The organism is Streptomyces sp. NPDC048142 (genome assembly GCF_043202835.1).
Lineage (GTDB): Bacteria > Actinomycetota > Actinomycetes > Streptomycetales > Streptomycetaceae > Streptomyces.
In genome coordinates this window covers 116736-137041 of the sequence record NZ_JBIDBC010000013.1, presented here as the reverse complement: position 1 = coordinate 137041, position 20306 = coordinate 116736, and the positions used below count along the sequence as shown (strand labels likewise).

Below are 20306 nucleotides of genomic sequence, written 5' to 3'. Positions count from 1 at the left end.
CGGGTCCTTAGCTGGTTGGTCCGGCTCGCACGCTGTGTCCATTTTTCCCACTCCCCACCCCCCCCCCCCCCCCCCCACAACACCCTCCCTCTCCAGGGCTTACACCTGCCGATGTTGAGGTTTTCTCAACACATGGTTACGGTGGTTGCCATGCAGCAGGACGAGGTGGCCGCACGGGTCCGACAGGTGATCGACGCGGCGGGTGTGAGCGCGCGCGAGTTCGCGCGGCGGATCGTCATCGATCCGTCGAAGCTGTCCCGTTCCCTGAACGGGACACGTCGCTTCACCGCCGCCGAACTGGCCCGGATCGCGGACATCGGCGGCGTGGACGTCGGCCTGCTGATCGGTACGACGGCCGATACGACAGCCGGTACCTCGACGGCCGCTACCGCGACGGGCAGCGCGACTTCACTCCCTCGCCCGCCTTCGCCCTCACCCGAGGGCGGCAGACCCCTGCAGATCGTGCGCGAGACCGTCCGGCTCATCGCCGAGCGCGGGTTCCACGCCGTCCGGGTCGCGGACATCGCCGCGGCCTGCCACACCAGCACGGCGGCGATCCACTACCACTTCCCCGGCCGTGACGAGCTGCTCGAAGCGGCGGTCCGCTGGTGCATGGACGAGGACACCCGTCGCCGTGCCGACGCCACGGCCGGTACCCGCCACGCCGGGGACGAGCTGCGCCTGCTGATCGAACTCCAGACGCCCCGCACCGAACAGCAACGGCGGCAATGGTGCGTCTGGCTCGACCTGTGGGCCGAGGCCGCCCGGTCCACCACGGTCGGACGGCTCCACGTGGAGTACTACCGCCAGTGGCGGGGGACGGTCGCCGACGTGATCCGTCGCGGCGTCGAGCAGGGCGTGTTCCGTCCGGTCGACGTGGACAGCGCGGCCCTCGCCCTCACCGCGCTGATCGACGGACTGGCCTCCCAGGTCCTGGCCACCGAGCCCGGCCTCCCGGGCACCGGCGCTCAGTCCATGCACGACGTGCTGATCGCCCACGTGGACGCCTGCCTGACGGCGCCCGTGCCCAGCTGACGCCCGCACCCGCCCCGTACACCCGAAGAAGCCGCTCAACCCCGGACTCCCCGAACTCCCCGAACTCCCCGGACTCCCCCGGACTCCGCGAACTCCCCAACTCCCTGAACTCCCCGAGAGGAGACGTTTTCGTATGCCCGTGAACCAGGACGTCATCATCACCTGCGCGCTCACCGGAGCCGGCGACACCGTCGGCCGCAGCCCCCATGTCCCGGTGACGCCCGAGCAGATCGCCGCCTCCGCCGTCGAGGCCGCCGGCGCCGGGGCAGCCGTGGTCCACATCCATGTCCGCGAGCCGGAGACCGGCGCCCCCTCCCGCGATCCCCGCCTCTACCGCGAGGTCGTCGAACGTATCCGGGAGACCGGCACCGATGTGGTCATCAACCTGACCGCCGGGATGGGCGGGGACCTCGTCATCGATCCGGAGGCCCCGCTCCGCCGGCTGCCGGGCACCGACCTGGTCAGCGGTCTCGACCGGCTGCCGCACGTGGAGGACCTGCTGCCGGACATCTGCACCCTGGACTGCGGTTCGCTGAACTTCGGCGACGGCAGCAACCTCTACGTCTCCACCCCCGACATGCTGCGCACCGGCGCGAAGCGCATCCAGGAACTCGGGGTCCGGCCCGAGCTGGAGATCTTCGACACCGGGCAGCTGTGGTTCGCCAAACAGCTCCTCGCCGAGGGGCTGCTCGACGATCCCACGGTCTTCCAGCTCTGCATGGGCATTCCGTGGGGCGCGCCCGCCGACCCGGGCGTTCTCCAGTCGATGGTCAACATGCTTCCGCAGGGCGCCCAGTGGGCGAGCTTCGCGCTCGGCCGGATGCAGATGCCCTGGGTCGCCCAGTCGATCCTGCTCGGCGGACACGTCCGGGTCGGCCTGGAGGACAACCTCTATCTGGGCAAGGGTGTCAAGGCGACCAACGGCCAGCTGGTGGAGCGCGCCGTGCGGATCACCGAATCCCTGGGTTCCCGGGTCGCCACGCCCGACGAGGCGCGCGAGAAGCTCGGCCTGCGCCCGCGCGCCTGACCCCCACGCCTCACTCTGCCCCTCCCCTTCCTCGTACAGCTCCCTCCCCCCACCGCCTTTCTGGAGTGTCGCCCATGACTGTCACACCCTCTGCCGCCGCGACCGAGGGCCCCGCCGCCCCCTGCGCCCCCGAGGACGTACGCCGTGTCGCGTGCGTCGGGGCCGGGGTGATCGGCGGTGGCTGGGCGGCCCATTTCCTCGCCCGCGGTTACGACGTCACCGCCTGGGACCCGGCACCCGACGCAGCCGTCCGGCTGCGCCGGCTCATCGCGGCCGCCTGGCCCGCGCTGGAGCAGCTCGGCCTGGCCGACGGAGCGTCGCAGGACCGGCTGACCGTCACCGCGACCCTCGAAGAGGCCGTTGCCGACGCCCAGTTCGTCCAGGAGAGCGCCCCGGAGAAGCTGGACCTGAAGCGCGGCCTGCTGGCCCGGCTGGACGCCGCCACGCCCGCCGGTACGGTGATCGCCTCGTCCACCTCCGGCTACCCGATGACGGACATGCAGACGGAGGCCGCCGCCCCCGGGCGGCTCGTCGTCGGGCATCCCTTCAACCCGCCCTACCTCATCCCCCTGGTCGAGGTCGTCGGCGGTGAGCTGACCGCGCCCGCCTCGGTCGACTGGGCCTCGCGCTTCTACGCCGTCGCGGGCAAGTCCGTGATCACCATGGACCGCGAGGTGCCCGGCTTCATAGCCAACCGGCTCCAGGAGGCCCTGTGGCGCGAAGCCCTGCACATGGTCGCCGCCGGTGAGGCGACCGTACGGGAGATCGACGCGTCGATCACCGAGGGGCCGGGGCTCCGCTGGGCCGTGATGGGGCCGATGCTCACGTTCGCGCTCGCGGGCGGCGAGGGCGGGATGGCCCATATGCTCGACCACTTCGGCCCGTCGCTGAAGTCGCCCTGGACCCGGCTGGAGGCACCCGAACTGGACCGTGCGCTGTACGAGGCGGTGGTGGCCGGCTGCGAGGAAGCCGCGGACGGCCGGAGCATCGCCGATCTGGTCGCCGAGCGGGACCGGGGAGTCATCGACGTCCTGCGGGCCACGGGCCGCCTGCCCCGGTCCGCCGAGGAGGCGACCCGATGAGCGAGCACACCGAGGACACCCGCCGCACCGAGTACGCCACGGCGCTCCCTCTGGTCCACCGGACCGTGCGGCCCGAGTGGATCGACTACAACGGCCATATGAGCGAGGCGTTCTACGTCCTGGTCTTCGGGTACGCCACCGACGCGATGATGATCGAGACCGGTCTGCACGCAGGGTACCGGGAGAGCACCGGCTGCTCGCTCTACACCGTCGAGTCGCATCTGCGCTATCTCCGCGATGTGACCGAGGGCGCCCATCTCGCCGTCCGCACCCGTCTGTTGGGCGCGGACGCGAAGAAGGCGCGCTTCTGCCACGAGCTGTACGTGGTCGGCGCGCCGGACGGCGTACCGGAGCCGGAGGCCGCCCCCGTGGCCACGAGCGAGCTGCTGGCGCTCCATGTGGACCAACGGGCGGGCCGCACCGTACCGTTCCCGGATTCCGTACGGGAACGGCTGGCCGCGCTCGTCGAGCCGGCGCCCGAGTGGGCGGGCCGCTCGATCGCCGAGGTCCCAGCGGTCCGCTGAGCCGACCCCGACCCCGACCCCGGCCCCGACCCTGTCGTCGTCGCTCGCCGGGCGCCGGCCGTGCTGCCGACGCGGGCGCCAGGCCATTCGGGGCGCGCTTCGGGGCGCGCGCAGCCGGTGGCCACCGCACACATCGCCCAGGGCTGTCTGTCCGACGCGATGGTGCGGCACCCGGTGACGGTGACGGTGAGCTGAACACCGTCACGGTGCCGGGCGGGGTCGTTCGGCGGCCAGGGTCCACCGTTCTTGTGCGGGACCCGCACCCTCACCCGATTGGCCTAACGGCTTCCGGGGCGGCCCGGCGGCGTCGCACGAGGCCGGGGCCCCGCACCGGGCGTCCGGGGGCCGCTGTCGGGCCGGGCCGGCGGTTGCAGCGTCCATGTGGGTGAGGCGCGATGGAAGCCGGACGCGCCACCTCCGGTGGAGCCAACCACAGGGCGTGCCCGAGAGGAGGAATCGGTTATGGGAGCCGCTGACGGTTTCACGGATTCCGGAGAACTCGACGGTCTGACCGTGTACGACAACAACGGCGAGAAGGTCGGCAGTGTGGGCCGGGTGTACGTCGACGACGACACCGGCAAGCCCGACTGGGTCACGGTCAAGACCGGTCTGTTCGGCATGAAGGAGAGCTTCGTACCGCTCGCCGGGGCCCGTCGGGTGGGCTCCGACCTGCACGTCGCGCATCCGAAGGAGAGCGTCAAGGACGCGCCTCGGGTGGACGCGGACGCACACCTCTCCGTCGCCGAGGAGGAGGAGCTGTACCGGCACTACGGCCTGACCCGGAAGTCCGGCAATCTCGGCGAGAACAGGCCGTCCGGCATGGACGCGCCGACCGTCGCCGGGACCGGCACGATGGGCGCGGCCGGTGCTGCCGGCGCGGCGGGCGCAGCGGGAACGGCCCGTACGACCGGAACGGCCCCGGGCGCCGGGGCGACCGGGAAGACGACCACGGCGGGCACGAGCGCCGGGGCGGCCGGCGCGGGAGCGGCGGGAGCGGGCATGACAGGAGTGGGCAGCGGTACGGGCAGGCACCGCGACACGGACGCCTCCACCACGGCACGCCCGCTGGCGGGCGCAGGTGCGGGCATGTCCCGGGCTGCCGACATGAGCGGCCAGGAGGAGCTGATCCGCTCCGAGGAACAGCTGCACGTCGGCAAGGAGGAGTACGAGAGCGGCAAGGCGCGGCTGCACAAGTACGTGGTGACCGAGGAGGTCACCCGGACCGTGCCCGTGTCCCACGAAGAGGTGCGTGTGGTCCGCGAACCGCTCCAGCCCGGTGAGAAGACCATCGGGACCACGGACTTCGGCGAGCAGGACGTCGAGGTCACGCTGCACGCGGAGCGCGCCACCGTGCGCAAGGAGTCCGTGCCGGTGGAGCGGGTCCGGCTGGAGACCAACCGGGTCACCGAGCAGAAGGAAGTCTCCGCCGAGATCCGCAAGGAGAAGATCGACTACGCGGACGGCAAGGACCTGGGCACCGGCAAGGACGCCGGTGGTGAGTTCGGCCAGGGGCGACGCCGCTGACCCCCACCTCCTCAGGTGGCCACGGCCGCTCCCACGTCCTCGGCCGCCGGGCGGGCTCGCACGCCGAGTCCGCCCGGCGGGCTGTCCGGCGCCGCCCGCGCTCAACGGTGTACCGAGGGGCGCCCGCGCTCAGCGGCACACCGAAGGACGTCCGCGCTCAGCGGCGCGGCAGGAACCGTACCGAAGGGCGTCCGTCAGGACCGTCCGGGGTGACGACCGCCCGGACCCCGTAGACGTCCGCGATGAGTTCCCCGGTGATGACCTCCGCCGGGGTGCCGCCGGCGACGACCCGGCCGGCCTTCATCACGGTGATCCGGTCGCAGAACATCGCGGCGAGGTTGAGGTCGTGCAGCGCGACGACGCTGGTGACGGGGAGTTCGGCGACCAGGGCGAGCAGGTCCAGCTGGTGCTGGATGTCGAGGTGGTTCGTCGGTTCGTCCAGCAGGAGCTCACGGGGCTGCTGGGCCAGGGCGCGGGCGATCTGGACGCGTTGGCGTTCGCCCCCGGACAGAGTGTGCCAGGACTGCCCGGCGTGGTCCGTGAGGCCGGTGCGCCGCAGTGCCTCGGCGACGGCGTCCTCGTCGGTGCGGTCCGGCGCGGACCAGGCGCGCCGGTGCGGGATGCGGCCGAGGCGTACGACGTCCAGGACATTGAGGTCGACCTGGGTGACCGCGTGCTGGTCGACGACGGCGATCCGGCGGGCGACGGTACGGCGGCCGAGGCCGGCGATGGAGTCCCCGTCCAGGGTGACGACGCCGGCGTCCGGGGCCAGCAGGCCCGCGAGGACCCGCAGCAGGGTGGACTTGCCGGAGCCGTTGGGGCCGAGGAGCCCGACGGTGGAGCCGGGAGGCGGGGCGATGTCCACGCCGTCGAGGATGAGCCGGCCGCCCGCCGCCCGGTCGATCCGGTCGGCGCGCAGGCCTTCGGCGACGGCGTGCGGCGCAGGGCCCGTGACGTGCTCCTGGTACGGCGGAGATCCTGTGGCGTGCTCCGGGTGCGGCGCAGCGGCCGTGGCGTGCTCCTGGTGCGGCGCAGGGCTCATGACGTGCTCCGGGTGCGGTACAGGACGAGGACGAAGGCGGGTACGCCGATCAGCGCGGTGACGACGCCGACCGGCACCTCCTGCGGGTCCAGGACGGTCCGGGCGAGGGTGTCGACCCAGACCAGGAACACCGCCCCGGCGAGCGCGGTGACCGGGAGGAGCCGCCGGTGCCCGGAGCCGGTGAGGGCGCGGGCGGCGTGCGGCAGGACCAGGCCGACGAAGCCGATCGCGCCGGCCGCGCTGACCAGGGCGGCGGTCAGCAGGGCGGTGGTGCACAGCAGCACGATCCGGGTGCGGGCGACGTTCACGCCGAGGGCCGCGGCGGCGTCCTGCCCGAAGGCGAAGGCGTCGAGCGTACGGGCGTGGGCCAGGCAGACCACCAGGCAGCCGGCGAGGACGGCGGAGCAGAGGGCGACCTCGGTCCAGCCGACGCCGCTGAGCGAGCCGAGCAGCCAGAACAGCACCCCGCGGGTCTGCTCGGCGTCCGCGGAGGTCATCACGACGAAGGAGGTGAGGGCGGAGAAGAGCTGCATCGCGGCGACGCCGGAGAGGACGACCCGGTCGGTGCTGCCGCCGAGGGTGTGGCTGAGCAGCAGCACCAGGGCGAACGAGAGGAGCGCCCCGGCGAACGCCCCGGCCGACAGCGACACCGCTCCCCCGCCGACCCCGAGGACGACCACCACGACCGCCCCGGTCGAGGCTCCGGAGGAGACGCCGAGGACGAAGGGGTCGGCGAGGGGGTTGCGCAGCAGGGACTGCATCACCGTGCCGCACACCGCGAGGCCCGCGCCGCACACGGCGGCGAGGAGGGTGCGGGGCATGCGGAGGTTCCAGATGATGCCGTCCCGGATCGGGCTGAGGTCCGAAGCGCCGAACCCGAGGTGCGCGGCGACGGCGGACCAGACGTCGGGCACGGAGATCCGGGCGGGCCCGATGGTCACGGCGACCGCGACGGAGAGCAGCAGGAGCAGGACGCCGCCGGCCCAGAGCAGCACGGCGAGCGGGCCGCCGCTCCACACCGGGCCCGGCGGCACGGCGAGCGGAAGCACCGGCCGGTCCTCGGCGTCAGGCACCGACCGGCCCTCCGTCTCCCGCACCGGCCGGTTCCCGCCGTTCACCCCGCGAGCCCGAACTCGCGGAGTCCGGCCGCGACGCGCTCCAGGCCCTCGACGGTCCGGATGGTGGGGTTCATGGCCTGGCCGCTGAGCAGCACGTAGCGGCGGTTCTTGACGGCGTCCATCTTCTTCGTGACCGGGTTGGACTCCAGGAACTCGATCTTCTTCTCGGCGCTCTCGGCGGTCTGTATCGTGCGGCTCAGGTCGCCGATGACCAGGACGTCGGGGTTGCGGTCGGCGACGGTCTCCCAGCTGACCTGGGGCCATTCGTCGTGGGTGTCGTCGAAGACGTTCTTCGCGCCGAGTTCCTTGGTGATGACGCCGGGGGCGCCGCAACAGCCCGCGAGGTAGGGGGCCTTGGAGTCGGAGAACCAGTAGAGGAGAGAGGCGTCCGACGCGTCGATGCCGTCGGTGGCCTTGTCCACCCGCGCCCGGAGCTTCTTCACCAGGGCGTCACCGCGCTCGGGGACCCCGAACACCTCGGCCAGTTCACGGACTTCCGTGTAGACGCTGTCCATCGTCAGCGGCGCGGTACGGGCTCCGTCGCCGCCGCCGCTGTTGTCCTTGCCGGTGCAGTCGGCGGGCGAGATGTAGGTGGGGACGCCGAGCTTCTCGAACTGTTCGCGGGGGGCGACGCCGCCCTTGGCGAGGGTCGAGGCGAAGGAGGCGGAGACGAAGTCGGGCTCCTTGTCGAGGACCTTCTCCGAGGAGGGCCGGTTGTCCGATATCCGCTCGACTCCGGCGTTGGCCTTCTCCAGGCCCTTCATGACCGGGTCGCTCCAGGTGGCGGTGGCGGCCAGCCGGTCGGCGAGGCCCAGCGAGAGGAGGATCTCGGTCGAGCCCTGGTCGACGGAGACGGCCCGTTCGGGCGGGGCCTTCACGGTGACGGTGCGTCCGCAGTTCTTGAGCGTGAGCGGAAACCCGTCGGCTTGGCCGCCCTCGGCGGCCGTGGTGCTCCCGTCGCCGCCGCAGGCGGTCAGCAGGAGGAGTCCCGCCGCGAGCAGGGCGGCGGTACGTATCGGGGCGGGGGCGGCCGTGGACAGCACGAAGGACCTCTGTGTCTCTGGGCCCAGCCGCGGAGCCCGTCGTACGGTTCCCGTGCCCCGGTGCGGGGCGCGGGCGCCAGCAGGTCTTCGGACTCGGGTTCGTCCGGACGGGACGCCTTCCCGGAACACCTGGGTGCTCCAGTGGCCGTGGCCCCGCCCGTCGCCCTCACCGCTGCGCGTCAGTTCCGGGTTCGCACCGGATTCCCTGACCCCGTCGCTGGGGTTCGACTGGCCCCGGCAAGCTATCACGCGTCTTCGCGCGGATCGGGGCCGGTGCGGCGGCCGCTGTTCGCGGGCCGGTGCGGCGCGGGATCGGCCCGCCCGCACCGGCCCGGAGGATCCGCCGGGGCCACGGAGCCCGTACGTTGCGGAGCCCGAAGGTTTACGCGGCCCGAGAGCTGCGCGGCCCGAGGGCTACGGAGCCTGGAGGGCGATCACCGCGTTCTGGCCGCCGAAGCCGAAGGAGTGGCTGACGGCCCGCCGTACGGGCACCTCGCGCGGCAGCTTGGTGACGCAGTCGATGTCGAACCCGGGCGCGGGGGCGTCCAGGTTCGCGATCGGGGGGACGACCCCGTGCTGGAGCGTGAGGATCGTCAGGCCCACCTCGATGGCGCCGGCTGCCCCCATGCAGTGGCCCAGTACGCCCTTGGGGGCGGTGACGGGCGGCCGGTGCGGATAGGCCCGGCCGATGAGGGCGGCCTCGGTGGCGTCGTTGAGCGGGGTAGACGTCCCGTGCGCGTTGACGTGGTCGACGTCCTCGGCCTGCCAGCCCGCGTCGCGCAGCGCGGCGTCGACGGCCGCCCGTGCGACGTCCCCGGAGGGGTGGGGGCTGGTGGGGTGGTGGGCGTCGGTGGTGGCGCCGGTGCCCGCGATCAGCGCCCGGGGGGAGGCTCCTCTGGCACGGGCGTCCTCGGCCCGCTCCAGGACCATGACGGCCGCACCCTCGCCCATGACGATCCCGGCCCGGTCGGCGGCGAAGGGGCGGCAGAGGCGGGCGGGGTCGCCGTCCCGCAGTGCTGCCGCTCCGGAGCGGGCGAAGCCGGTCATGGCGACCGGGAACACGATCGACTCGGTGGCCCCGGCGATGGCGATGTCGCAGTGGCCCAGCGTCAGCATGTCCCGGGCCACCGACAGCGCGGTCACCCCGGACGAACAGGCCGTGCACGGGGCCAGGCTGGGTCCGGTGGCCTTCATCCGGATGGCGATCTCGGCCGCGGGCATGTTCGGGATGGTCAGCAGGATGCCCGAGGGCGAGGTGGCCTCCGGGCCGCGCCGCTCCAGGGCGACGGCCTGTTCGGTGAGTCCGGCGGATCCTCCGCTGCTGGTGCCGACCACGACGGCGACCCGGGCGCCGTCCCAGTGCTCCGGATCGAGCCCGGCGTCGGCGACCGCCTCCCGGGCGGCCAGCACGGCGAACTTGACGTACCGGCCCATCCGGAACGCGGTCCGGCCGCCGACCGCTTCGTCGAGGTCGATGCCGGAGACCGTGCAGGCGAAGTCGACGGCGCAGCCCCGCAGTTCGGGGACGGTGCGGGCGGGCGACTCCCCGGCGCACACGCCGTCCCAGGTGGTGGCGGTGGTGTGGCCGACCGGGGTGATCATGCCCAGCCCGGTGACGGCGATGGCGGGTCGCTTCATCGGGTGTTGCTCACCGGCACCGTGGCCTCGGCCGCCGCGCTGCCGACGGCCGCGTCGATGTACACGGAGATGTCGGCCAGCGTGGCGTCCTTGTAGAGCTTCTCCGAGTCGGCGTCGACGCCGAGGGTCTCCTTGATGATGACGGCGAACTCGGCGACCGCGAGGGAGTCCATCTCCAGGCTGTCCATGGTGGACTCCGGCAGGATCTCGGCGCCGGGCACCTTGAACGTCCCGGTCAGCACCTCGGTGATCTTGGGGTGGATGGTCTTCATGGTGATTCCTCTCATCGGCATCTCATCGGCTCGGCTCTTCCTGCGCGGCGGGTGGCCGAACGCAGCGACCCACCGCCCGAAGTAACTGGATGACGATCTTCCGGTTACGCCCTGGGGCGAACCGATTCGTCTACGCTCACCTGCGGCTTCTCGAACCATCGGGAGAGGATCGAGGTGGTTCCCCAGTACGCCAGCAGGACCCCGCGGGTGCTGAGCGCCGCCACCTTCTCGCGCAGCGGGCGCCTCCTGCTGCCGCAGACGGGCCGCCGGAACTCCGCCGCGCGGCCCCGGATTCCCGCCCTGCGGCCCCGGTGCCAGGCTCCCTCGGGGTCGTCGTAGACCTCCGCGTAGCCGGGTCCGGCGATCGGCCAGTCCGACATCAGGCGCTCGGGAAGCGCGAAGGACTCGACCAGGGCGGGGGTGTGGGCGGCCACGGTGGTGATCGCCTCCTCCAGCGTGGCGGGCAGAAAGGTGACCTGATCGGCGGTCAGCCGTCCGGAGGCGAGCAGGTCGCCGCTGTTGCGGGCGATCCACTGGAGCGCGAAGAGCCTGCGCAGCTCGGTCAGCCGTTCGCGCGCCTCGCCCTCGGGCAGGGAGGCGACGGCGTCGGCGTACGCCTCTTCGGCCTGCCGGTAGGCGTAGGCCTCGACGCCGCGCAGCGCGGCCGGGGAGGCGGCGTTCCAGCGGCCGAGCGGGTCGCCGGGCGGGGCGGCGCTCATCCGATCGCGGGCGCGGGCGAACCAGAGGCCCTCCACGGCCGCGATGAGCCTGCCGAGGAAGGCGGGATCGGCGAGATCGCCGGGGCCCTCGTCCGGGGCCGCTTCCCGGGCGGTGGCGCTGAACAGCATCTCGGCGGCGGCCTTGGCGTGCACGGCGAGGTTGTCGCCCTCGGCGGTGATCGCGCCCTCGATGCCGGTGAACAGCTCGGTCATGCCGTTGTTCTCCAGGAGCCCCTGGGCGCCGCACCGTTCGCGGCACTCGACGATGACGCCACGCGCCTGCCAGGTGATCCAGCCCTTGGCGACGGCCACCAGGCGCTCCGCCTCGTCCCGGTCGGCCTCCGGGGCGGACTCCCAGCGGTCCAGGGCCCTGCGGTGCAGCAGGCTCATCGCGTAGACGGCGGCCATCGCACCGGCCAGCGGCCCGTGGTGGGTGCGGTGCGCGTACACCGGGACCCGTTGCGCGGCGCGCGATCCGGAGATCATCCGGTGCCCGGCGTACCGGACGGCGATGGCCAGGGTGACCCGGGCGGAGCCGACCGCGCAGGCGCTCATGGAGAGCTTGCCGGGGGTGACCCGGCCGATGGAGGCGAGGAACCGCCGTCTGCGGTTGGGGACTTCGCTGCGGAAGGTCCCGTCGTCGCCGATCCGCCCCTGCTGTCCGGCGAGCAGCGCGTCGCGCGGGACGAAGCAGCGGTCGAAGGAGGTCAGACAGTGGTCGACCGGGGAGCCCATCCGGGCGGGCAGCCGCCGCACCCGGACGCCGGGCAGGGCCCGGTGGGCGTCGGTGAGCGGGGTGAGGAAGAGGAAGACGCCGTGGTCGGTGCCGTCGGCGAGCAGCCGGGCCGCCACCACACCGGACTTGGGGCCTCCGGCGGGGCTGGTGTTGGGCATGAACTTCTGCGCTCCGCCGTGCGGGGTGTGCAGGACGAAGCCGTCGCGTTCGCGGTCGTACGTCGCGGTCGTCTCGACGGCCGCCGCGTCATTGCCGTGCGCCACCTCCGTACAGAGGAAGGTGCCCACGCGCCGCAGGGCGAGGAAGTCCGACAAGTCGCGCCGGGTGCCCGTGTCGTGGTCGAGGAGGCTGCCGAGGAAGAGGTTGTAGTGGATGCCGGCCACGGTGGTCAGCGCCGGGTCGACGGGGCCGAGCCACTCGTGCAGGGCGGCCAGCGCCCGGGGGTCGGCGGCCAGCCTCGCGCCGCTGTCGAGCGCGTTGTTGAGGATGCGCAGCCGGTGGTAGGAGAGGGCGAGTCGTTCGTCGGGGGTGCCGCCACCGGGGCGGCGAAACGGTTCTGTTGTCAGCAGCCGCCGCCAGAAGCCGTGTTCCTGGCGGAAGTTCGGTCCGAAGAGCACTGCGGTGAGCAGGTCGTTCGTGGGCGGCGGGGCCGCGTCGTTCATGGTTACGGTCACAACCCAATAACGATCAAGGAACGGCGAGGACACCCCTCGCCGTCCCGAAACGCCCCCGTCTGTCAGGCGCGTTGGAAGGCGAGGGCGACATTGTGGCCGCCGAAGCCGAAGGAGTGGCTCAGCGCCGTCTCGACCCGCTGGTGACGGGGCTCCTTGGTCACGCAGTCGAGCGGGAAGGCGTCGGGGAGCGCGTCCAGGTTGGCGATCGGCGGAATGGCGGAACGTTCCAGCGTCAGGACGGTCGCCACCGCCTCGATCGCGCCCGCCGCCGCCAGGGTGTGCCCGACGACGCCCTTGGGCGCGGTCACCGGCGGCCGGTGCGGGAAGAGCCGGGAGATGAGGGTGGTCTCCATGGCGTCGTTGAGGGGCGTGGAGGTGCCGTGGGCGTTGATGTGGTCGACGTCGCCCGGTGTCCAGCCCGCCTGGTCGAGCGCCGCCTGGACCGCCCGCTGGGCGCCGTGCCCGTCGGGGGCCGGGGCGGTGGGGTGGTGGGCGTCCGTGCTGGAACCGGCCCCGGTGAGCAGGGCGCGTGGCCGGCGGCCCCGGGCGCGGGCGGCGGCCTCGCGCTCCAGGACGAGCATGGCGGCGCCCTCGCCGATGACGAAGCCGTCGCGGTCGGCGGCGAACGGGCGGGACGCGCCCGCCGGGTCGCCGGTGCGGGTGGACAGCGCGCCCATCCGGGCGAAGGCCGTGACCACCAACGGGGTCAGCACCGACTCCGCGCCGCCCGCCACCACCACGTCGCAGCCCCCGCCTAGCAGCAGGTCTCGGGCGACGGCGACGGCGGTGGCCCCGGAGGCGCAGGCCGTGGCGGGGGCGAGGCTCGGGCCGCCCGCCTTCAGCGCGATGGCGACCTCGCCCGCCGCCGCGTTGGGGATCATCATCGGGACGAGCAACGGGGAGACCGCCTCGGGTCCCGAGGCCGCCAGTCTGGCGGCGTTGTCGACGAGTACGGAGACGCCGCCGACGCCCACGCCGAGGACCACTCCGACCCGGCTGCCGTCCCACCGCGCCGGGTCGAGGCCGGCGTCGGCGACGGCCTGCCGGGCGGCCACCAGCGCCAGTTTCACGAACCGGGCCATCCGCCACACCGACCGGCCGCCGACCGCCGCGTCCAGGTCGATGCCGTCCACCGGGCAGGCGAAGTCGACCGGCAGACCGGCGAGTTCCTCGCACCGCCGGGCGGTGGAGTGCCCGGAGCACAGCCCCTCCCAGAAGCTGTGCTCGTCCGCCCCTGCGGGTGTCACGAGGCCGACCCCCGTCACCGCGATGGCGGTGCCGGCTCCGGCCTCGGTGCCCTGATCAGCGGGGAGCGACATGCTGTGTTCCTTCCGTAGAATCCGTGGAAATGGTCCCCGGGGTCCCCGGCCAGCGAAGTGCCGCCGAACCCCAGGTCAGTCCGCCCCCGAAGGCGGTGAGCAGCACCCGGTCGCCGGTGCGGAGGCGGCCTCGGTCCGCCGCGTCGGCCAGGGCCAGCGGGATGGAGGCGGCGCCGGTGTTGCCGACCCGGTCCAGATGGGTGACGCAGCGCTGCGGCGCGATGCCGACCCGGTCGGCGACGGCCCGCAGGATCCGGGCGTTGGCCTGGTGCGGCACGAAGCGGTCGACCTCGGCCGGGTCCCAGCCGACCCGGTCCAGGAGCGTCCGGCAGGAGCCCGTCATCCGCTCGACGGCGTGCTGGTAGACGGTGCCGCCCTGCATCCGGAAGAACGCGTCGCCCGGTTCCTGCGGCTTCCCGCCCGCCCGCGCGCGGGCCCCGCCGCCGGGGACGGTGATCAGTCCGTAGCCCGTGCCGTCGCTGCCCAGGTCGAACGCGAGCAGTTCCCCGGGGTCGCCGGAGTGCCCGGCCGCCACCAGGGCGGCGCCCGCCCCGTCGCCGAAGACGACGCCCGCCGAGCGGTCGGCCGGGTCGAGCCAGGTCGAGTAGACGTCGGCGCCGACCAGCAGGACCCGCTGGTAGAGGCCCGAGGCGACCAGCCCGTGGCAGACGGCGAGTCCGTAGACGAATCCGCTGCACACGGCGGCGATGTCCAGGGCCGGTACGGTGCCGAGCCCGAGCCGGGCCACGAGCGCGGGTGCGGTGCCCGGACAGAGGTGGTCGGGGGTGGCGGTGGCGAGGACCACCGCGTCCACCTCGCCCACCGCCGGGGCGCGGGCCAGCAGCCGGGAGGCCGCCTCGTAGGCGAGGTCCCCGGTGGCGATGCCCGGTCCGGCGCGGTGCCGGCTGCCGATGCCGGTGCGGCGGCGGATCCAGTCGTCGTCGACGTCCCAGTCCGCGGGGAGCCGTTCGTTGCCGACCGGTTCCCCCGGCACCCAGCCCGCCACGCTCTCCAGTACCGCCGTGCGCGCCGCCCCGGCCGGTAAGACGCCCGCCCGCGTGCCCGGCTCCGTACCGCTGTCGGCCGTCCGTCTCCTCGCCACCCGTTGCCCCGATCCCGTTGTCGTACTGCATCCGGTTGACGAACGGCGGAACGCCTCACGAGGGTGCGTTCGACTGAGCCGAACGGGTCATGACGTGACGTCAGTTGTGGGCGGGGCACCCCCCAGGGCCGCCCGGAGCTCGACCGGGCCGGGCGGGTTGGCCCCGGCCCGGGAGACGGTCACGGCGGCGGAGGCGACCGCGTGGCGCAGGACGTCGGCGACGGTGTCCCGGCCGACGGCGCGCAGCCGGTCACGGGCGTCCGGGCCGAGGAGTCCGTGCGCGGCAAGGGCGTGGAGGGTCCCGGACATGAACGCGTCGCCCGCGCCGACGGTGTCGGCGACGGTCACCGGCAGCGCTTCGACGACGGCCCGGCCGCCGGGGAACAGGGCGAACGCGCCCGCCCCGCCCCGGGTGACGAGGACGAGTGCGGGGCCGGCGGCGAGCCACCGCTCGGCGACCTGCTCCGGCTCCTCGTCCGGGTGCAGCCACCGCAGGTCCTCGTCGCTGGCCTTCACCACGTCGCTCAGGGCGACACAGCGTTCGACCCGGGCCAGGGCCCGGGTGCGCTCCCCCATCAACCCGGGCCGCACATTGGGGTCGTAGCTGACGGTCGCGCCGGCCCGCAGGGACTCCACGGCGGCCAGGACCGTCGCGGCCCCGGGTTCGACGACGGCCGCGATCGAGCCGGTGTGCACATGTCGCGGCGCCCGGTCGAGCGCCACCGGGCCCAGGGTCCAGCCGACCTCGAAGGTGTACGTGGCGCGCCCCTGGTCGTCCAGGGCGACGGCTGCCGACGGGGTGGGCCCGGTGGCGCCGTCGGTGCGGACCTCGACCCCGGCGGCGGCCAGATGGTCCCGGATGAGCCGCCCGTGGCCGTCCGGTCCGAGCTGGGTGAGCAGGGTGGTGTCGTGGCCCAGGCGCGCCAGGCCGTACGCGACGTTCGCGGGGCTGCCGCCCGGGTGGACCCGGTCGGCCTCGCCGGGCAGCCGGACGATGTCGGCGACGCATTCGCCGATGACCAGCGGATCAAGTCGGTCGGGCATGGGGGTGGGTCTCCTCGGGTGCCGTGTCGTGGAGGTGTGCGGCGGGGCCGGCCGTCGTCGGGACGGTCACCGGCTCCGATGTGGACGTGTTCCCCCGAAGGGGCTTGTCCCGGCCGCCCCGAGCCGGCCCGAGGACCGGCGGCAGGACATCCTGCGGGGCGGCCCGGCGGACCCAGAGCAGGGCTCCGGCCAGCACGGCCGTGGCGGCCAGCAACCAGGGCAGCGGGCCCGGCGGAAGGATGCCGGCGCCCAGTCCGGCGCCGGCGGCGACCAGTTGCAGGGAGAGCGACTGGACGGACAGGGCGGTGGCGCGGCCCGAGGCGTCGACCCGGCGGTGCAGCAGGTCGTTCTCGTTGGGGCCCGCGGCGCCGAGGCCCAGGTACACCAGCCCGAAGCCGGTGACGGCGACCGTCGTGGCGAGGGGGCTCATCGAGTGCGCGGTGAGGCCGAGCAGGGTCAGTCCCAGCGTCACCAGCCCGAGGCTCGCCAGCACCGCACGCTCGCTGCTGCCGGTCAACCGGGCGACGCGCGGGGCGAGTTGGCTGCCGATGGCGGAGCACAGGAATCCGGTGCAGGCGAGCCCGGCGAAGACCAGGGCCCCGGATTCGGCCGTTCCCATGAGGGCGGCGGCCCGGCCCGGGGTGAGGAGTTCGACGGCGGCGAGGGCGGCCCCGGCGGCGCTCGCGGTCAGCAGGACGCGCCGGATCAGGGCGTCCCGGGCGCCGAGCCGGAGCCCGGCGGCGACGGCGGCGGGCACCCCGCCCACCACCCCTCGTACACCGGTCCGGGGCCTGGGCGGTTCGGGCAGGGCGCTCAGCACGTAGAGCACGAAGACGACCTCGACCAGTGCGCCGAGCAGGGCGGGCACGGAGAGCGGGATCACGAGCCCGGCGGTCACGTCGGCCAGCCACTCCCCCACGCCGGGGGCGAGGCCGAGCAGCCAGGGCAGCCCGCCGCCGAGCAGGGTGCCGAGCGCGAGGGCGGCCGAGGTGGCGGAGCTGCCGCGCGCCAGACCCGTACGCAGATCGGCGTCGGGTCCGGCGTGGGCGTGGACGGTGTCGACGTACCAGGCCTCGGCGGGCCCGCTGGACAGAGCGCGGGCCAGACCCATCAGACCCATGCCGAGAGCGATGGCCCAGCCCGCGGCCCCGAGGCCGATGAGGGTGAAGGCGGCGAGGTTGAGCAGCCCGGCGACGGCCAGGACGGGACGTCGTCCGATGACGTCGGACAGGCCGCCGGTGGGCAGTTCCATCGCGGCGGCCGTGAGGGAGTGGACGGCGTAGAAACCGGCGACGGCGGCGAGTCCCATGCCCCGTTCGGTGAAGAGGAGCACCCCGGTCGCGATGGACATGCCGATGGGGAACCAGAAGAGGAACGAGACCGTGACGAACCGGCGGCGCGCGGTCGCGCCGTCCAGGCCGGGTGCCGGCGCAGGGGCCGCGAGGGCCGGGCAACCGGTCATGAGGCGTCTTCGGCAGCGGGGGCGTCCGGCCCTACGGCATCCGCCGCACCGGATCCGGCGGGGGCGTCCGCGTGGTCCTGATCGGCCGCCGGGTGGTCCGTACCGGCCACCGGCTCCGGGGCCAGCGGGAGCCCGGCGGTGAACAGCACGACCTGCTCGGCGCGGGGGTCCCCGGCGTCGCGGGCGGTCAGCTCGTCCGTCTTCGCCTGGAGAACCTCCCACAGCTCGGCGAGCGACTCAGGGGTCAGCCGGGGCATCGAGTCGCTGACGCCCGACGGCTCCTGCCACTCCTGACCCAGCCGGCCGCTCTCCAGGTCCGCCTCATGGCGGTCCAGCGACTGCTGGAGGTGCTCGATCTGACGGCGGCGCAGGACACTGAGGATCGTGCTGCCGCCGGGGCTGCGGTGCATCGCCTCGTTGCTCCACGAGGTCATGTCGTGCACGGACTTCCAGCGCCGTTCCCGGCCGTCCCGGTGGTCGGCCTCGGTGACGAACGCGTATTTGGCGAGCACCCGCAGGTGGTAGCTGGTGGAGGCCGAGGACTCCCCGGTCCTGACCGCGAGTTCGCTGGCGGTGGCCGGGCCGTGCTGCCGCAGCAGGCCGAGCAGCGTGAGGCGCAGGGGGTGGGTGAGGGCCTTGAGGGCGGCCCCGTCCTGCGCGGGATCGAGTACCCGACGGCTGTCTTCGCTGTCCATGACCGCAGCGTAGAACGGAAAGGGCACTTTCCCAAAGTATTTTTGCAGAATATTTTTTGGAAACCTGGACGGTGACGGAGCGGCGCCTGTCAGGAGTCGGCGGGAACCTCCCGCCGCGCCCGGAGGACCTCCATCACATCCCGGCACCAGTCGCGGTTGGCGCGTTCGAAGTCCCGCCCCCGGCGGCAGGTGAGATACGGGCCGACGTGTGCGCCGCGGAGCAGGAACTCCGCCTCGTCCAGGCCCCCGCGCATCCTGCGCAACTGCTCCTCGAACAGCGCGGCCTTGGCCTCGGCGAACGCGTACCGCTCGGTGAGCCGCTCGATCAGCACATCGGTGTCGAGATGGTCGGCGGCCTGGACCTGGACCAGCAGGTCCTCCCGGAGGAACGAGGGCTTGGCGGCGGTGGACGCGAAGCTCTCCAGCTCGGCCAGCCCCTCGCCGGTGACGCGGAACAGCCGCTTGTTGGGACGCGCCTCCTGGACGACCTCCCGCCCCGCGACCAGGCCCCCCTTCTCCAGCCTGGCCAGCTCCGCGTAGACCTGCTGCGGCAGGGCGTGCCAGAAGTTCGCGACGCCCACCGCGAACGCCTTCGTGACCTGATAGCCGCTCAGCTCCTCGTCGAGCAACGCCGCCAGCACCGCGTGGCGCAACGCCATCGGACCGCCCCCTCTCCGCCGCGTCCGGCCCGGCCCTGTCCGGGCCGATCCCGGTCCGGCCCTGTCCGGAACACCGGCCCTCATGATAGTCATGAAACTGACTAGTCACTTTCATGACTATGCAACGCGCCCCAGCGAGGGCGCACCTCATCGAGGAGGACCCATGACCACCGCAGTGGACCGCTTCCGCGCCGCCGTCGACAGCCGCGACCTCGACGCCCTGGACGATCTGTTCACCGAGGACATCCGGCTCTACAGCCCGGTGAAGTTCACCCCGTTCGAGGGCCGGCCGATGGTGCTGGGCCTCTTCGGCGTCCTGCTGCGCACCTTCGAGGACTTCCGGTACGTCGGTGAGTTCGCGGGCGCCTCGCAGACGAGCGCCGACGGGTCCGAGGCCCCGTCGGCGGTCCTGCTCTTCCGCGCCACGGTCGGCGGCAAGGAGATCCACGGCATCGACCTGCTGCACCTGGACGAGGACGGACGGATCAAGGAGTTCACCGTGATGGTCCGTCCGGCCTCCGCCGTCCAGGCGCTGGGCGAGGCGGTGCTCGCCGGCCTGGTCGCCGACGGCCTCGCCCCCGCCCCGTAACAACACCTCGTCACGGCGCCTCGCCACCGCACCCCGCGGCAGCGCTCCGGTTCAGCTCGCCCGCGCCGCCTCCAGGGCGTCCGCGACCAGCCCCAGGAACCGGGCGTGGTCGCGCGGCCCGTAGAGGGGCTCGGGGTTCCACGGGACGACGGGCGTCGGCACGCCCCCGCTCCCCCGCAGCTCTTCCAGTGGGGCGGCGTGGGCGCGGATGTCGGCCAGGATCACCTCGGGGCGCAGCGCGAAGGTGCCGGAGCGGTCGAGCGTGGACCAGTTGGCCCCCGGGCCTTCGGCCGGCTCCACGACCTGGACGCCCAGTTCGGTGAGTACGCGCAGCTCGGGCCACATCCCGGGGCGTGCGACATGCGCCTGGTCCGGGCCGCCCGGGGAGAGGGCGAGCACCCGGGGCGGGTCGGCGGACGTGGCGGCGGCGACGGAGCGCAGCCGCTCCCGGGCTGCGTCCAGGTCCCGGTCCGCGCCCGGCCGGTCCACAGCACCGAGCGAACGGGCCAGTTCGGCGAAGCGGTCACCGATCTCACCGAACGTACGGGCCTGGCTGACGTCGAGGACGACCACCGGGACCCGCTCCTCCAGGGGCTTGGCCGTTTCGGGGGCCAGCCCGTAGACATGACCGCCGCCGTAGCTGACGGCCACCACGAGGTCCGGCCCGGCGCCCAGCAGCCGCTCGACGTCCGGGGCGCCGCCCGCACCGACGTACTCGACCTCGTCCAGCGGCAGGGTCCCGGTCTTCGCCGGGTCGGGGTCCGGTCCGTCGTGGTCGGAGCCGAAGATCCCCACTGGCCGGATTCCGAGGTCCCACAGGGTCGCCCCGGCCTGAACATAGGCCAGCACCCGCTCCGGCGGCCGGGGTGCCGTCGACTGCTGACCCCGGTCGTCGGAAAACCGCCATTCGCTCTGTTCCGTCACGTCACACACGCCCCTCTGCCGCCGACTGCCGTTCCATTCGTGCGAGTTCGTACACGTGTACCTGCCCACCTCCTCGCC

At 73.6% G+C, this 20306-nt stretch carries 19 protein-coding genes and 1 riboswitch; of the genes, 6 read left to right on the top strand and 13 right to left on the bottom strand.

What is annotated here, in order from left to right; all coding sequences use genetic code 11:
* The first annotated feature begins 150 nt into the window (after window positions 1-150).
* The 5 genes from ACGF2Y_RS18890 (at window position 151) to ACGF2Y_RS18870 (ending at window position 5192) form a co-directional block, all read left to right on the top strand.
* On the top strand, window positions 151-1035 hold the full coding sequence (locus ACGF2Y_RS18890; RefSeq protein WP_392948510.1) for a TetR family transcriptional regulator C-terminal domain-containing protein: 885 nt from the start codon (window positions 151-153) through the stop codon (window positions 1033-1035).
* A 133-nt stretch (window positions 1036-1168) separates the two neighbouring features.
* Entirely contained in the window at window positions 1169-2062 is an 894-nt protein-coding gene (locus ACGF2Y_RS18885; protein ID WP_392948507.1) for a 3-keto-5-aminohexanoate cleavage protein, read from the top strand.
* 74 nt (window positions 2063-2136) lie between these two features.
* Window positions 2137-3144, top strand: coding sequence for a 3-hydroxyacyl-CoA dehydrogenase NAD-binding domain-containing protein (locus tag ACGF2Y_RS18880; RefSeq protein ID WP_392948504.1), 1008 nt, complete (start codon window positions 2137-2139; stop codon window positions 3142-3144).
* The gene (locus tag ACGF2Y_RS18875; protein ID WP_392948501.1) at window positions 3141-3668 is read left to right on the top strand and encodes a thioesterase family protein; all 528 of its coding nucleotides are present in this window, start codon (window positions 3141-3143) and stop codon (window positions 3666-3668) included. Before ACGF2Y_RS18880 ends, ACGF2Y_RS18875 begins: the two co-directional genes overlap by 4 nt.
* 462 nt (window positions 3669-4130) lie before the next feature.
* Window positions 4131-5192 carry a DUF2382 domain-containing protein gene (locus ACGF2Y_RS18870; protein WP_392948498.1) on the top strand — a complete coding sequence of 354 codons (1062 nt, stop codon included), beginning with the start codon at window positions 4131-4133 and terminating at the stop codon, window positions 5190-5192.
* A 157-nt stretch (window positions 5193-5349) separates the two neighbouring features.
* Here the strand turns inward: ACGF2Y_RS18870 and ACGF2Y_RS18865 are convergent, their stop codons facing one another.
* The 12 genes from ACGF2Y_RS18865 to ACGF2Y_RS18810 form a co-directional block, all read right to left on the bottom strand.
* Entirely contained in the window at window positions 5350-6234 is an 885-nt protein-coding gene (locus tag ACGF2Y_RS18865) for an ABC transporter ATP-binding protein (protein ID WP_392948495.1), read from the bottom strand.
* Window positions 6231-7283 carry a FecCD family ABC transporter permease gene (locus tag ACGF2Y_RS18860; RefSeq protein ID WP_392948653.1) on the bottom strand — a complete coding sequence of 351 codons (1053 nt, stop codon included), beginning with the start codon at window positions 7281-7283 and terminating at the stop codon, window positions 6231-6233. Before ACGF2Y_RS18860 ends, ACGF2Y_RS18865 begins: the two co-directional genes overlap by 4 nt.
* 65 nt (window positions 7284-7348) lie before the next feature.
* Entirely contained in the window at window positions 7349-8395 is a 1047-nt protein-coding gene (locus ACGF2Y_RS18855) for an ABC transporter substrate-binding protein (protein WP_392948492.1), read from the bottom strand.
* A 60-nt stretch (window positions 8396-8455) separates the two neighbouring features.
* Window positions 8456-8643, bottom strand: a riboswitch (cobalamin riboswitch).
* A 166-nt stretch (window positions 8644-8809) separates the two neighbouring features.
* Window positions 8810-10033 (bottom strand): beta-ketoacyl-[acyl-carrier-protein] synthase family protein, encoded by a 1224-nt coding sequence (locus ACGF2Y_RS18850; protein WP_392948489.1) that lies wholly within the window; start codon window positions 10031-10033, stop codon window positions 8810-8812.
* Window positions 10030-10305, bottom strand: coding sequence for an acyl carrier protein (locus ACGF2Y_RS18845; RefSeq protein ID WP_392948486.1), 276 nt, complete (start codon window positions 10303-10305; stop codon window positions 10030-10032). Before ACGF2Y_RS18845 ends, ACGF2Y_RS18850 begins: the two co-directional genes overlap by 4 nt.
* A 104-nt stretch (window positions 10306-10409) precedes the next feature.
* Window positions 10410-12422, bottom strand: a complete 2013-nt coding sequence (locus ACGF2Y_RS18840) for an acyl-CoA dehydrogenase (protein WP_392948651.1) — start codon at window positions 12420-12422, stop codon at window positions 10410-10412.
* Between the two features lie 74 nt (window positions 12423-12496).
* Window positions 12497-13753: a beta-ketoacyl-[acyl-carrier-protein] synthase family protein gene (locus tag ACGF2Y_RS18835; protein WP_392948484.1), complete on the bottom strand. Its 1257-nt coding sequence runs from the start codon at window positions 13751-13753 to the stop codon at window positions 12497-12499.
* On the bottom strand, window positions 13737-14855 hold the full coding sequence (locus tag ACGF2Y_RS18830; RefSeq protein WP_392948483.1) for a beta-ketoacyl-ACP synthase 3: 1119 nt from the start codon (window positions 14853-14855) through the stop codon (window positions 13737-13739). Before ACGF2Y_RS18830 ends, ACGF2Y_RS18835 begins: the two co-directional genes overlap by 17 nt.
* Before the next feature lie 87 nt (window positions 14856-14942).
* The gene (locus ACGF2Y_RS18825; RefSeq protein ID WP_392948480.1) at window positions 14943-15899 is read right to left on the bottom strand and encodes a carbohydrate kinase; all 957 of its coding nucleotides are present in this window, start codon (window positions 15897-15899) and stop codon (window positions 14943-14945) included.
* Window positions 15883-17361, bottom strand: coding sequence for an MFS transporter (locus tag ACGF2Y_RS18820; protein ID WP_392948478.1), 1479 nt, complete (start codon window positions 17359-17361; stop codon window positions 15883-15885). The genes ACGF2Y_RS18825 and ACGF2Y_RS18820 overlap by 17 nt, the downstream gene beginning before the upstream one ends.
* Window positions 17358-18056 (bottom strand): ArsR/SmtB family transcription factor, encoded by a 699-nt coding sequence (locus ACGF2Y_RS18815; protein ID WP_392948476.1) that lies wholly within the window; start codon window positions 18054-18056, stop codon window positions 17358-17360. Before ACGF2Y_RS18815 ends, ACGF2Y_RS18820 begins: the two co-directional genes overlap by 4 nt.
* A gap of 89 nt (window positions 18057-18145) precedes the next feature.
* On the bottom strand, window positions 18146-18715 hold the full coding sequence (locus ACGF2Y_RS18810; protein ID WP_392948473.1) for a PadR family transcriptional regulator: 570 nt from the start codon (window positions 18713-18715) through the stop codon (window positions 18146-18148).
* Between the two features lie 163 nt (window positions 18716-18878).
* Here ACGF2Y_RS18810 and ACGF2Y_RS18805 point away from each other — a divergent pair, with 163 nt between their 5' ends.
* Window positions 18879-19304, top strand: coding sequence for a nuclear transport factor 2 family protein (locus ACGF2Y_RS18805; protein WP_392948470.1), 426 nt, complete (start codon window positions 18879-18881; stop codon window positions 19302-19304).
* A gap of 51 nt (window positions 19305-19355) precedes the next feature.
* Here ACGF2Y_RS18805 and ACGF2Y_RS18800 read toward each other — a convergent pair whose 3' ends face one another.
* The gene (locus ACGF2Y_RS18800) at window positions 19356-20228 is read right to left on the bottom strand and encodes an ABC transporter substrate-binding protein (RefSeq protein ID WP_392948467.1); all 873 of its coding nucleotides are present in this window, start codon (window positions 20226-20228) and stop codon (window positions 19356-19358) included.
* Window positions 20229-20306 lie beyond the last annotated feature (78 nt).